The sequence below is a fragment of the Atopobium sp. genome (assembly GCF_034113385.1).
Lineage (GTDB): Bacteria > Actinomycetota > Coriobacteriia > Coriobacteriales > Atopobiaceae > Atopobium.
Map to the genome: position 1 here is coordinate 1 of NZ_JAXEXL010000016.1, position 13,697 is coordinate 13,697.

14 protein-coding genes and 1 tRNA gene are annotated in these 13,697 nt (G+C 47.1%); 11 read left to right on the top strand and 4 right to left on the bottom strand.

Annotated features, from left to right (window positions below):
• The 11 genes from SPD80_RS05650 to SPD80_RS05700 form a co-directional block, all read left to right on the top strand.
• On the top strand, positions 1-235 hold a 235-nt coding region (locus SPD80_RS05650; RefSeq protein ID WP_320828867.1), incomplete at its 5' end, for an oligopeptide/dipeptide ABC transporter ATP-binding protein.
• A gap of 143 nt (positions 236-378) precedes the next feature.
• Positions 379-804 (top strand): hypothetical protein, encoded by a 426-nt coding sequence (locus SPD80_RS05655; RefSeq protein ID WP_320828869.1) that lies wholly within the window; start codon positions 379-381, stop codon positions 802-804.
• A gap of 114 nt (positions 805-918) precedes the next feature.
• A tRNA-Leu gene (locus tag SPD80_RS05660) sits at positions 919-1,008 on the top strand.
• A gap of 75 nt (positions 1,009-1,083) precedes the next feature.
• On the top strand, positions 1,084-3,333 hold the full coding sequence (locus SPD80_RS05665) for a GAF domain-containing SpoIIE family protein phosphatase (RefSeq protein WP_320828871.1): 2,250 nt from the start codon (positions 1,084-1,086) through the stop codon (positions 3,331-3,333).
• Positions 3,334-3,370: 37 nt separating this feature from the next.
• Positions 3,371-4,129 (top strand): anti-sigma factor antagonist, encoded by a 759-nt coding sequence (locus SPD80_RS05670; protein WP_320828873.1) that lies wholly within the window; start codon positions 3,371-3,373, stop codon positions 4,127-4,129.
• Positions 4,130-4,213: 84 nt separating this feature from the next.
• Positions 4,214-4,498, top strand: coding sequence for an MptD family putative ECF transporter S component (locus SPD80_RS05675; RefSeq protein WP_320828875.1), 285 nt, complete (start codon positions 4,214-4,216; stop codon positions 4,496-4,498).
• Positions 4,461-4,829, top strand: a complete 369-nt coding sequence (locus tag SPD80_RS05680) for an MptD family putative ECF transporter S component (protein WP_320828877.1) — start codon at positions 4,461-4,463, stop codon at positions 4,827-4,829. The genes SPD80_RS05675 and SPD80_RS05680 overlap by 38 nt, the downstream gene beginning before the upstream one ends.
• 28 nt (positions 4,830-4,857) lie before the next feature.
• Positions 4,858-5,541 (top strand): energy-coupling factor transporter transmembrane component T, encoded by a 684-nt coding sequence (locus SPD80_RS05685; RefSeq protein ID WP_320828878.1) that lies wholly within the window; start codon positions 4,858-4,860, stop codon positions 5,539-5,541.
• Positions 5,526-6,569 carry an ABC transporter ATP-binding protein gene (locus SPD80_RS05690; protein WP_320828880.1) on the top strand — a complete coding sequence of 348 codons (1,044 nt, stop codon included), beginning with the start codon at positions 5,526-5,528 and terminating at the stop codon, positions 6,567-6,569. The genes SPD80_RS05685 and SPD80_RS05690 overlap by 16 nt, the downstream gene beginning before the upstream one ends.
• Before the next feature lie 9 nt (positions 6,570-6,578).
• Entirely contained in the window at positions 6,579-6,917 is a 339-nt protein-coding gene (locus SPD80_RS05695; protein ID WP_320828881.1) for an ATP-binding cassette domain-containing protein, read from the top strand.
• Positions 6,904-7,149, top strand: a complete 246-nt coding sequence (locus SPD80_RS05700; protein ID WP_320828882.1) for an AAA family ATPase — start codon at positions 6,904-6,906, stop codon at positions 7,147-7,149. Before SPD80_RS05695 ends, SPD80_RS05700 begins: the two co-directional genes overlap by 14 nt.
• Positions 7,150-7,280: 131 nt before the next feature.
• On the opposite strand, the gene SPD80_RS05705 is transcribed toward SPD80_RS05700, so the two are convergent.
• From SPD80_RS05705 to pfkB, 4 genes are all read right to left on the bottom strand, one after another.
• Complete coding sequence (locus tag SPD80_RS05705) at positions 7,281-8,834, bottom strand: YfcC family protein (RefSeq protein WP_320828883.1); 1,554 nt, start codon at positions 8,832-8,834, stop codon at positions 7,281-7,283.
• 268 nt (positions 8,835-9,102) lie between these two features.
• Complete coding sequence (locus SPD80_RS05710; RefSeq protein ID WP_320828884.1) at positions 9,103-9,396, bottom strand: rhodanese-like domain-containing protein; 294 nt, start codon at positions 9,394-9,396, stop codon at positions 9,103-9,105.
• A 154-nt stretch (positions 9,397-9,550) separates the two neighbouring features.
• On the bottom strand, positions 9,551-12,391 hold the full coding sequence (locus SPD80_RS05715; protein WP_320828885.1) for a lectin like domain-containing protein: 2,841 nt from the start codon (positions 12,389-12,391) through the stop codon (positions 9,551-9,553).
• Positions 12,392-12,718: 327 nt separating this feature from the next.
• Complete coding sequence (gene pfkB / locus SPD80_RS05720) at positions 12,719-13,624, bottom strand: 1-phosphofructokinase (protein WP_320828886.1); 906 nt, start codon at positions 13,622-13,624, stop codon at positions 12,719-12,721.
• Positions 13,625-13,697 lie beyond the last annotated feature (73 nt).

A 13,697-nucleotide genomic window follows, 5' to 3' on the forward strand; every position in this document is an offset into this window, starting at 1 on the left:
GCCTATTCCTGACCCAGATATTCAGCGCACGCGTGAGCGTATTATTTTGCGTGGTGACGTGCCTTCGCCTATTGATCCACCCGCGGGTTGTCGTTTTCATACGCGTTGCCCCATTGCTCAGGATGTTTGCGGGCAGGAGCCCATGCCTGAGTTCCGTGAGGTGGACAAGAAGCACTTCTGTGCCTGCCACTTTGCGTCCGTCAATCCTATTAAGGATGCGTCGATTGAACTCTAAAAGAGCCAAGCGGTAGTTATAACGGGTGGTTTAACCAAAAATGAGCGAGGTGGCTTTGCTGCCTCGCTTTTTTATACATTGCTGTTCATGCGGTATGATATACAAGAAGCATTGTAAGGATAGTCTTCAAGGTAAGGGTGGCCATGAGCAGATTACAAGAGCTTAACGAGGCGCGTACGGCAGCAACTCATGTGATTGCAAGAATAGATAATGCTATAGCCTCTTTGGATAGCGCTTCTTCTTGGGGGTTCTTTGATTTGTTGGGTGGAGGAGTGTTCTCCAGTTTTATAAAGCGCGAGAAAATCAAGGATGCCAATAGCGATATTAGGGGTTTGTCTGCTTCATTGCAGGTGCTCAATAAGGAACTTGAAGACGTGCACATGCATTTGCCTCAGGAAATAAGCAATACTATGACAGATACCATGTTTGACATTTGGTTTGATAATATTTTTACGGATGTACGCGTACAGGGTGAAATTAAAGAATCTCTCAGAAAGCTCAAAGATTTTAGAATGTCAGTCATCGAGATTATTGCTCAGCTTGATGCAGAGATACGTGCCTTAACGTAATGTGTTGTCATGCTTTTGTTGGAATAGGGTAAAACGCGTTACTCACAGAAATTATCAAAATAATTGTTTGCAGAAGCAAGAGCATGTGTTATATTACTTCTTGCTGTAACGCACGTCGGAGTGGCGGAATTGGCAGACGCGCTAGCTTGAGGTGCTAGTGACTACTCAACGGTCGTGCGGGTTCAAGTCCCGCCTCCGACACCAGTGTTACGAGCAGATAAGGGCCCCGCAGGGGCTTTTTTTATATCGCTCTAGGCGATGAGATACGGGGTGTATCGTATGTCAGAAGATTTTCGGGCTGATTCTTATCCCTCTACAAGCATTGAGCGTGCCTATTCTGTTGGTTCGGGTATTACGGCACCCGCCACACTGGCACGTCTTCTTGACATTACTTCTAATGGTGTCATTGTTTTTGCAAGTACGGGCGTTGTACTTTTTTCTAATGAACGTGCAGCTCATATGTTGGGTGTTCGCTCACTCATTGGTCGTCGCATAGATGAGTTTATGTATCCGGCTCAGTCTTTAGGTGCTGAAGTTGCTACTACAGCATTTGTGCCGCCTTTTGCTACCGATGGCTCTACTTGTGCCGTGGTGGCAAGCCATAGCAATGGTGGAGATGTTTTTCTTACGGTGCGCTGCGATGAGATTAGTGCTCCTGGTGAGAATTACCTGCTTATTATGGAGCCGTCTTCATTGCTTGCAGGCTCCATTACCGAGCAAACCGATGAGCTTGTCAGTGAATTGAGGGGAGCTAATCGGAGGCTTTCTGGTGTACTTAACATTGTGCTAGAGACACTGGATTGGAGCGATGTTGCCACGCTCTTTACTAACGTGCTGGAACAATTGCGTGACACTATGGAAGCTACGGGCACATTATTGTATCTGGCAGAGTCTGATGGTTTGGTGTTGCGCGGTACTACTGCTTCTATGGAAGTCTTACGCGTTCCCAAGTACTTATCGTTAGGCGATGGTATGGAGCTGCATGCCATTGCTGCTGGCAGGGCAATCCGTGTGCAGTTGTTGTCTCCAGAAAAAGAAGACCTGCGTATGCAGCGTTTTGACACGCGTCGCGTTCTTAACGAGGAAACCAATGAAACATTTAGCATTCCAGTGAGGGCATTGTTTCCTTTTGCAAGCAGCATTTTGGTTCCCGTGTGGTTTGCGGAGCGTGTTATTGCCTTAATTGTTGTGGGCTGGGAGCGTCCTAGGTCGCTGAGGCGCGATGATGCTCGCTTGTTAGATTCTGTGGCACAGTATTTATCGGTGCAGCTTATGGGGGCACTTACTGACCTTCGTACACAACGTCGTGCCCGTCTGGATAGCTTTGTGTCTCATTTGCATGAAGAGCTTGCTGAGCAAGAGAGCTTTACTGATACAGATATGAGTGCGTTGTTGCAGCGTGCTTGTGAGCAAATAGAGGCGCGTTTTATACCATTGGAAGTAGCAGAAGACGGGACCCTGCAAGTATGTCCTGCTAGTGATGCGTATAAACACATTAAGAATCTACCTCTGCAGGTAGCTCAATTGTGTGAGCAAAACACTCCAGATGAAGTGATGGCACTTCCGCTGGTAAGTAGTGAGGCGGGACGTGCATTGTCTGCATGGCTCGAGGATAAGAGCATGGAAAGTTGCGGTGCCTTTGTGTATGTGGGCACACTTGCGAAGAAAACATGGGCGTATTTGGCAGTGCGCTTCCATGGATATGAGCCATTGGATGACATTGAACTTGCCTTTTTGCGCAGTGTTACCAGCACGCTTAAGGATGGGTTAGTAAGCGCAAAAGCGCGTACAAGTGACAAGCGTATTGCACAGGCGTTGCAGTTAGGCATGCGCAATGAACTGCAAAAAGTTGAGGGCATTAGGGCAGATGGCATATATTCTTCTGCTACAGCGGATGCCTTTGTAGGCGGCGACTTTTATGATTTAATTCGTTTGCCAGGACGTCGTGCCTGTGTCATCTTGGGTGATGTGTCAGGACATGGTGTGGAGGCGGCGTCGGTTTCTGCAGCAGTAAAAACGGCATTAGGAGCCTATGCTTGGCAGGGGCTTAATCCAGCACGCATGGTGCGGACGCTCAATCGATTTTTGCTTGGTTTTTCAAGACTAGAAACGTTTGCTACCTTGTTTGTGGGTGTCATTGATGTGGCACAGGGGAAGCTTACCTATTGTTCGGCAGGTCATCCGCCTGCTTTGCTTGTGCGTGCCGACAATCAAACATTGGATGTATTGGATGTACAGTCAGGTGTTGTGGGCGCATTTGAAGAGATGAGTTACCGCGATGGCTACGTGTCCTTTAATGTGGGCGATACCCTGCTGTTATATACGGACGGCGTGACTGAGGCGCGCAATCCTGATGGAGTTTTCTTTGGTGAGCGTAATTTGCGTGAGGCAGCGCTGCGCGAAGCAGCACAGGGCAGCGATGGCATGCTCAATCGCCTCTTGGAAACGCTCGATCGCTATACAGCGCGTAGCCTTGAGGACGATGTTGCCATGGTACAACTTACGTTTACACAAATTGGTAGGCAATAACTGTATGTAGCTGGTCTTGTTGGGGAACAAGGCGAGTATGACACACAGAGCTGACATTGTTGTTTTGCCCCTTTGCGGGGATTTAGACGTAGTATCTACGCCTCGGGCACGTGCCACGATAGATGATTTAATTGAGGGTGGCTGTAAGCGCATCATTATTAACATGTCGGATGTGAGCTATGTGGATTCCGCAGGCATGGCCATGTTATTTTATGAGATGCGCCAGATGAGAAAAGCAGGCGGGTTGATTTCTCTAAGGTCGGTATCTGACAGCGTCTATCGTGCGCTTTGTATTGCCTGTGTGGTAGACGTTATCCCTGTGTCATTGGCGGGCAGAAAGGTCACTGTACCCGTTCTAGATGCCTCTGTGCGCCCTCTATGGCAGAGTTCTATGATTGTGTACCCCAATAAACTTGCAGAGGCGCGTGCTTGGGCTATTCATATGCTTGAGCGCGTAAGCCTTTCTCGTGACGATATTTTTGATATGACCTTAGCTGCAGGTGAAGCGTTGGGTAATGCGGTGGACCATGCTCATTGCAGTGATGGATGTATTTACCTTACCTTAGCAACGTATCCAGATCGCGTTGTTGTTGAGGTAAGTGACTGTGGGTGTGGTTATACGCTTTTAGATGGCGAGGAAGCAGTATCAGAAACGGGCAGTGAAGAACGTGGTCGTGGCATCAGGCTTATGCGTATGCTCGTTGATTCTGTATCTATTCAAAAGAAGCAAAGTGGTAGTGGCACCGTTGTGCATATGGAAAAGCTCCTTAATTATTGCGAGCTCCCGCGCGTTTAACAATTTATTTTGATTGTATATTGACAAATCTTTTGTCTCCTTTTTATAGTTAACCCTAGTTAACTAATGCTATAAGGAGTAGATATGTCTCTTAAAAATATAATTACGGCGGCAGTATTCGCAGTTATTGGCTTTATTGTCATGCTGGGCGCTGGTATGGCGGTGACTGTGTTTGGCACTATGGGCGCGTTTTACCTTAATGTGTCCTTTGCAACCATCTTGGGTGCTCCCATTTATGTAGTGCTTCTTAAGAAAGTTCCTGCTCACGGCGTTGCAGGTATTTTTTTATCTTGTGCCAGGAATTGTCTATTTGCTCATGGGCTTAGCTCCTATGACGATGGTGTATATAGGTGCTGCTATCTTATCTGAGCTTATTTTGCTTGGTGGGGGCATCCATGACAATAAACGCATAGGTCTATCTTTTGTTGTATCAACACTGTTTGAGTCTTTGCACGGCATGTTTTTTGTTTTGTACTATGGTGCCGCTGGTTTGGTCAAACAGTTCCCCTCTATGTTTACGGCAGAGTTGGCTCAGATTACTGCCAACTTCTATTTCAATCCGCGCAACGTGCTTATTGTAATTGCTATCCAGATTGTTGCGTCTTTGCTTGGTGTGGCTTTGGCATTCTTTATTGATACAAAGTACTTCTCGGGTAAGCGTCAGCAAAGCGCTCTGGACGAGCAAGCACCAAGCGAGTAGTGCGACGTAGCTTGTGATGATATCTAAAATGAAGGCGACATCAGCTCGCTTGAATCCGTTTACACTTGCAGCCATTATTGTGGTGCAGTCGTTTATGATTCCGCTGCTAGGTAGCTGGGGATTTGCAGGGTGCTTGCTCTTCTCGGTAGCGCTTTTGTTGTGGCAAGCGCCAACACGCGGACCTCGTCTGCTTGCGGTGGTAGGCCTTTGTGCACTGCTGTTTGGGGTGCTTATGGGGCTGTCACGCATAAGTATGATGTTTCACTCCATTACGGGCATGCTGGTTATTTTGTTTCGCATGTTGCCTATGTTAGTGTTGGCACAAATACTCACAACTTACAGCGCATCTGAATTGTTGAGTGCTTGTCGTGGCGTGCGTCTGCCTCAGTGGCTTTGTGTGGGATTGACCGTGTTTTGGTGCTATTTGTCGCAGATGCATGCACGAGTGGCTGCCTTGCGGATGGCGCTTAAGATTCGTGGACTTGCACGCTTGTTTGCGCATCCTTTGCGCTATTTTGAGCATCATATGGTGCCGCTGCTTTTTCAGTCTATTGACGTTTCTAATACGATGACCTGTTCAATTATCACAAAAGGCATTGAGTACCCCTGCACTAAAACCAACTATCGAAACGTTCGTTTTAGAATGCGCGATTTTGCGTGCGTAACGCTCGCCTGCACATCTATGGGGGTGTTGCTATGGCTGGGGTATTAACTGAGGCTTCTTCTGCTCAGGATGCTTCTGAACCTCAGTTTGCTGTTGAAGCTCATATTGATTCGTTTAAGTACACGTCTGCCGAGAAAAGCGCTGCCGCTCAAACACCCACTCTTCATGCGCCAGATGCAGTTTTACACGATGTGCACTTGTGCATTAAACGCGGAAGCTTGACGGTTTTAACAGGACTTTCTGGGTGCGGCAAGACCACGCTGCTTAGACTTATTTGCCGTTTATATCCAGACTTTTTTGAGGGAACCTTGCAAGGCAGTGTGCGCGTATTAGGGCGCGATACGCATGAATATGCGCCAGGAGAAATGGCAACCTGCTTAGGTTTGGTATTCCAAGACCCACGAAGTCAGTTTTTGTCCACCATCGTAGAGGATGAGATTGCTCTTACCGGGGAAAATTTGGGCATCGAGCGTGAAGAACTACAAAAGCGTGTAGAACAGATACTTGCGTTTTTAGGCATTACTCATCTTAAACATAGAAGTGTGTTGGAGCTGTCTGGCGGAGAGCGTCAAAAGGTAGCTATTGCATCGGTTTTAGTGTCTCAACCAGATGTGATTGTCATGGATGAGCCCTCTGCCTCGTTGGATTATGCATCTACGCTGCAGTTGGCGCAGATGTTGGTCAAGCTTAAACAAGCTGGTAAAACCATTATCGTGGCAGAACATAGGTTGTTTTATCTTACGCATATCCTCGACCAGTTGGTTGTTATGCAAGAGGGAACCGTTGAGGGTGTGTATGAGCCAGAGCAGTTGCATCAAGATCTTGCCCAGCGTCTTCATCTTCGTGCGTTTGACGAGAAAACCCTCGTGGCGCAAGCTGCTACGCCAGTAACACCAAAGCTGGATGCTGATGTACAAACGAAGGTTACGGCTCAAACCGCACAAGGCACGGAGACTATACCAGCTATAGGGGTTTCTCGAGAGTATGTGCGTGGGCTTGATGTGTTTGTGTCGCATCATTTTTGGAAACGCACACAGCTCATGCAGGGTGTTGGGTTTGATTTATTGCAAGGTTAGGTCCTTGCGGTGGTTGGTTCTAATGGTGTGGGTAAGTCTACGCTGGCAAAACAGTTATGTGGCTTGATTGCGGCCAATACATCACTAGTTACGAGTTGGGGAAATAATGGGAGAACGCGTAATGCTGCAAGTTTTTATGTTATGCAAGAAGCAGCAAACCAAATATTTTTTGAATCGGTGGAGGAAGAGCTGCTCCAAGGCAGGCGTGACAAACGTAGCTGTGAGCGTGCTGCGTACTTACTCAAAAAGATAGATTTATGGGAGCAACGTCTGGAACATCCTCAAATGCTTTCTGGGGGGAGAGCAACAGCGCTTGGTAGTGGGGGCAGCGCTGATGGAGCCTCATAAGCTGATTGTATTTGATGAGCCTACAGCAGGCTTAGATTATAAGCGTATGAGCTGTTTGGCAGAGCTTATTGCTGTATGTGCGCAAACCAGCGCTGTTATGGTGATTACCCATGACACTGAGCTTATCATGAAAGCGTGTACACATTGCTTGTTGTGTGATGCGCATGATACGCATATGGTAGTTGTATCTGGCAATGAGCAGCGTATCCACTCGTTTATGGCAGGTGCTTGAGCTGTGGCAATGTAAGACTTCCCAAAAAACGACACGGTAAAAAACGGCGACAGAGAAGTTCTCTGTCGCCGTTATGCATACAAAAGGCTTAGTAGTTGCGTTAGAGGCGTGCCCTTTAGATAAGCATGCGTTTAGCCAAAGGCAACTTGTGCAATGAGCAGTACAGCATTAAGTGCAACCGTTGCAATGAGCAAAGGAGTAATGAACTTAAGCCAGCGGCTAAAGGGAACATCAACCATGGCAAGTGAGGCTAAAATCAAGCCTGTGGGCGTAATGTAAGAAATGAGGCCCTGACCATAGTTGTAAGCAGCAATGATGGCAGCACGGGATACGCCAACGGCATCGCCTAGGGGAGCCATAATAGGGATAGACAAAACTGCCAAGCCAGAGGATGAGTTGATAAAGAAGCCCAGGACAATGTACACAAGTAGCATAACCACAATAAAGATAAGAGGACTCATGCCGTTTACAACACCAGAGAAGTAATTGAGGATGGTGTCGGAAATAAGACCGTTTTCCAACAAAATGTTAACAGCACGTGCAACACCGCAAACCAGGGCAACACTCATAAGATCTGCTGCACCTTCGATGAAGGTATCCATAAAGTCTTCTTCTGCAAGACCACAGGTAAATGCAAGGATTGCAGCTGCAGCTAAAAAGACTGCAGTCATGTTATCAAACCACCACTGCTTGGCAACAATGCCCCAAACCAGAACAATAAAAGCACCAAGGAATACAAGAAGGGAAAGCTTCATCCTGCCAGTAAACTCAAGGACTTCACCTTGTCCGCCCCAGCGTTCCTCAATCTTTTCTTTCATGTCATAGCAAACAGATTTAGAGGGATCTTTGCGTACCTGATGGGCATACCATAATACGTAGGCAATAGCCATGATAGAACCAATGACGAGGGCAATAAAACGCCAGTTCATTTGCTCTGCCATGTTAATACCAGCAGCTTTAGTTGCAACGCCAATAGCAAAGGGATTGAGCGTGGAGTACATGGTACCAACAGATGCTCCAACAAAAATTACAGCAATACAGGTCATTGCGTCATAGCCTGCTACCAAAAAGACAGGCATCAAAATGGGATACAACGCAATGGTTTCCTCACCTAGGCCAAACGTGGTTCCACCTATAATCATGAGAAGCGATAGAACAATGATGAGGATAAACTCTTTGCCTTTTGTAAGACGAGACAAGGCAAAAACCGCTGCATTAAGAGCACCAATCTTGTTGAGAACACCAATGCAGCCACCTAAGATAAAGACGAACAAAATAATGTCAATGGTGTCATAAACGCCTGAAATAGGAGCGAGCAAAAACTCGATAACGCCTTGAGGTTTAGAGTCCAAGCGCTCGTAGGTATCAGGAATGGCAACGGGTTTGGAGATGGCTCCACTGGTATAGTCTTCGATTTTGCCCGAAATACCCAGTTTAGTGAGGGTGTCTTGTGTGGCCTCCATGGTCTCGGTGGACTCGTCGGGGTGCGTAATGACAAAGGCCTCGGCATCTGCGTTATATTGCAGCTTAGAATAACTACCAGCTGGCACAATAAATGTCAGGATTTGAGCAAAAATCATGACAATAAAGAGCACAGTAATTGCAGTTGGGAAGTGGAGCTTAAACTTCTTGCGTTGAGGATTTTCTGGAGAACCTTGCTGTGCAAGTGTGGCTTCATCGGCCATGTGTATTCCTTTCTCCATAACAAGGTCGGCGCGTTTTGGACGTGTCGGCCGCCAACAAAAATATGTTCTGTAACAATTTAGAAATAATACTAGTATTGCCTAATAAAATAGAAACTTATTTGTGAACGGCCTCTAGTTATCCGTGAGTAACAAAAAGCAACCCAACATTTGCATTGAGTTGCTCTTTGGTGTAAGAGAATCACAGCCTAATGATTTTATCGATGTGATATTACGATGTGATGTTAATGAGTCTGTGTGTATGCTGGCGCTATCGTTGAATGGGACCGTCCCAGGCAAGCATTCCGCCCTCTACATTGGTAACGGTATAGCCTTGTGTAGCTAAGAATTGAGCTGCTCTACCTGATCGTTTTCCAGAGCGGCAAATTACGTAATAAGAAACGGTAGGGTCTAACCGTGTATAGCTTGTTTGCAATCCAGAAAGCGGTAGATTTTGAGCGCCGGGAATGTGACCAAGCTTGTATTCAATCACTTCGCGCACATCAAGGATGTGCAGCGTAGTCAGAGGCAGTTGAGTAAAAGCTGTCATGCTTATGGATTTCATAGGAGCTCCTTTGCGTGCGCAACAACCCAGTGCAAAAAAATCGAGGCCGTTTCCCATCTGGGGCGTACCTCGATTGCATGAGTGTTGGTAAGCACGTGGGTGTGGATAGTCTACCTCATCAAAGCTGTAGAGACCACCAAGCTACCGTTGTGTCTTACTGGTTCTTACGACGAACAAGAACACCAGAGCCGGCAATTGCTACGCCCAAGGCTAGAGCTACCAGAGGAATAGTGGTGGAAGCATCGCCAGTGGCAGGAAGCTTGGCGGCAGGAAGGTCACCAGTGGCAGGGAGCTTGGTAGTAGCCCTTGTCTGAGTTACCGTAGGCTTATCAGCGTTGGGATTAGCAACGGTAAACGTAGCGCTTGCCATACCGTCGTTAGAAATAATATCGATAGTATGCTTACCTACAGCTAAGGTCTTGATGAAGTCTGCAGACAGCGTTACATCGGTAGAACCCTCAAGAGCGGTGTAGTAAGAAGGATTAACAACCTTACCGTCTACACGGACTTCCTTAAAGAGCGTGAAGGGAGCATTGGATACAAATATGGCAGCTTCGCCCTTAATGACCTGAGGAGTCTCTTTCTCCATCTTGTAGTTCATAAGGTCTGCGTCATCATGACCATTAGTGGTAAAGGCCTTAATCAATGCGTTACCAAACTCAAAGAACTCATCGTTACCAATGAGCTTACCAATCTCCTTGGGAGTTACCCACTTGTAGCCATTCTCGGTAAAGAGTTTGACGTAGGTCTCACCATCGTTGGCAACAACGGTAGACCAGACATAGCCCATAGCACGACCCTTGGTCTCTGCATTGTTCTTGTCGGGGAACTGTGCCTGCTGAGACATGCCCGTCTCAAGATTGAGATAGGAGTTGGTGGTGCCATCATCGTTTACACCAGTAATGTTTTGAACAATGGCAAAAATCTGACCAGCTGCGAGCTGCAAAGCCCTTGGAAGCTTAACGGTGTGCATGCCAGGAACAGCGGCGTCGTAGGTAAACTCCATGACGGGCTTGCCATCATTGGTAGGATCGTTGTCCTTGAAGGCATCCATATTCTTATAGACGTAAATCTTTACGGTTGCCTTGGAGTTTGCCTCACCGGTGTGGACGGAAACAGCGCGCAAGGTCTCATTGCCGTTTGCCTTAAATACGTTTGCTACTTCAGTGCCCTTATCGGCTGTACGCAGTACAAAGGGAGACTGAGACTGGTTAATAAGGAAGTCATACGAGTAGTTATTGTCGTAGTCAAAGCCATCCTTCTCAAGATCTACCGAGAAGTACGAAGGCGTGTTGATGGAGTGGTCGTAGTAAGACAGCCAGAAGTAGCCAGTGTGCTCGCCCTTCTCGTTGACGATACCCCAATTTGCCTTCTTGGCTGCGGTAGCATCATCGACCTTGAAGTTCTTTTTGAACCAATCAGCAGAACTCCAGCTGTTCTTTACAAGCCACGCGCCCTTCTTAAGGCCAGAAACATCGTTTTTGCCAGCCTTAAACTTAGAGGGATCAAAATCGTCATCCCAACCAACAATGGTTACTGCGTGGGTAATTTCTACTTCAGTAGCATCACAGTACTGTGCCCAGTGCTCACCGTTGAAGTAATCACTCTTGGCAGGCTGTCCAGGCCTGTAGGTATCAGCGCCATAGCCAATTTGTACGGCACCATACTTAACTAATGCCTGCTTAATAAGTTTATCGGCATAGTCATTATGGCCCTTGTAAACAAGGTGATCATTCTTGTCAGGGACCAAGTTGTTGGGGTTAGGCAGGTAGTAAACGCCATCTACATGCACGCCAGGCTTACCCTCTTCAGGCTTACCGTCCTTATCGGTATAAAGACTCCAGTTATCGTGCCAATTGCGCATCTTAAGGAGGTTCTCAAAGGTCATCTCAACGCCCTTGGGCCAATATGGCTGAGCTTTTTCTGTGGCTACACCTTGCCATGCGGTAAAGAGTGTTTGAGCCATGGTTGCCCAACCACCGCAATCCATGCGATCGGGAGCCTCATCAATGGGAAGAACGTCTACTTGGCCTTCACCCTTTTGGCTGCCAGCTTTTTGCAGGTCATAGGCCATCCAAGCAAGGTAAAGCTCAGAGAGGTCTACGCCGTTATCTTCAAGGTTAGAAAGGATGGGGTGCAGGTGGTCTTGTGGGTTATACGCCTGAGCTGCAGCGCCACCCTGCGCCTTAAGAATGGCAGATTCAAGAGCCGAGATAGAAGCAAAGGCCCAGCAGGTGCCAAAGGGAGACTGGTTCTTTACTGGGGTAGTTTGTTTAAGATTGTTAAGGTAGTAACGCGTGATTTTCTCGATATCTAAGTTGGTATCGATAGAATCAAGCCTGCGGTTTTGACCGTTAACAAGCATTTGTGTTGCGCCCGTAATCTGAACGCCACCGTTGTGGGAATCACCCAAATCGCCAGTCTTAAGGTCAAAGTCAAAAGGTTTGAATTCGTGCATCCACTTAAGGTATGCTTTCCAGTCCTCAGCATCGGTCTTGCCGTCACCATTGAAGTCAAAAATAATCTTGGTGCCGTAGGAATTGGTGTTATCTACTACGGAATCAGACTGAGGAGCTACAGGGGTACTAACAGGCTTGTTGTCTGGGGTAGTTTGAGCAGGCGCAGGATCTGTCGATGCAGCCGTGTTGTTGGTATCGGGGCTGGTGGGAGTTGCGGGGTCGGTAGGAGTGGTAGCAGGTGTGGGGTCTGCGGCAGTTACGGCAGTGTTGAGTGCCTCACTGGTCTTCTCGTCCTCATCTGTAGCGGTAGTGGTTGCAATTGCTACGGCATCAGTATTGGTAGCTGACGCCTGAGCAGAGCTGGCCTCTACTGCATGAGCTGCCATGGGCGAGGAAAGTAGGATGGCCAAGGCAGCAGCGGCAATTGCATGCAATGTGCGACGCTTAGACCAAGCGCGAATGCTCGCTTTTGCGTTGAGGACTTTAAGACGGTAATGATCGTTCATCATGCCTCCAAAGGACTGAATAAAAAACACGTACTATCCATATGTAACACGGACATACTAATAAAAAATCTGTGTTTTGGTAAACGATTATGAGTAAATAGAACAGAGTTATTCATAATTATAAATAACTTTGTCATATTCATGGTATCTTATGTATATAAATGAACTTTTTAGTGTATGTATTCTCAGGTTAATAAAATTGTTAAACGGTTGTTTTATACAACAAGCGGTTGCCCTGAGTATAGTGCCTGTAAGCAGCTTGAAAGCTTCTCCTAGAGTACCTGTAAAGAGAGAGCAAGCAAACGAGAAAATCCACTCACTTGCTCTATGGATACAAAACTGGAGACGCTGTTTGTGTTAGAGCGTTGCCAGTAAGGCGTTGACTTCATCGCGGGTAGCAAAGTCTGCAGAGAAGGCACTGGCAGAGCCTGTACAGATACCGGTATAAAATGCAGTAGCGGCATCGTTGTTACTTTCGAGCCAGCCAGCAACAAAGCCAGCAACCATAGAGTCTCCTGCACCAACCGAATTAACCAAGGTGCCTTGAGGAGCAGGAGATTGAAGCACCTCGCCCTTCTCGGAAACAAATACAGCACCTTCTCCAGCCATGGAAATAAGCACATTACGTGCTCCCTTTTCCTGCAGTTTTTGAGCGTAGGGGATAACCTCATCACGCGTTGTAAGCTCTACATTAAAGATGGCACCGAGCTCATGATTGTTGGGTTTAATAAGGAAGGGATGGTACTGCAGCACATTAAGAAGCAGGTCAAGTTCTGCATCTACGACAATTTCTATGCCGCGACCGGACAGGCGTGCCATGATTTGCTCATACATGTCAGAGGGCAACACTGAAGGAACGCTACCAGAGATAATAAGTATGTCTCCAGAGACTAACTGGTCAAGCTGGTTAAAGAGTTGTTGTAGCTCATCAGGCGTAATATGGGGGCCAATGCCGTTAATCTCGGTTTCTTCGCCAGCTTTTATCTTAACGTTAATGCGCGTCATGCCAGTTTGTGTACGAATAAATTGGGTCTTGCACCCATGTGCAGAGACAAGCTGTTCTAGCGCGCTTCCAGTAAAGCCTGCGATAAAACCTAAAGCACAAGACGTATGACCAAGATTGCCGAGCACAATAGAGACATTAATACCTTTACCACCAGGCATAACGTTTTCATAATTGACGCGGTTAATCTTACCAGGGGCAAGCGCATCCAGACGAACAACGTAGTCCAGGGCAGGATTAAAGGTGACAGTGTAAATCATAACAACCAGCCTTAGGTAGAAGCGTTTGTATGGTGCTTATTATCCGTCATACATCTGAAAGCTGCTACCAGAT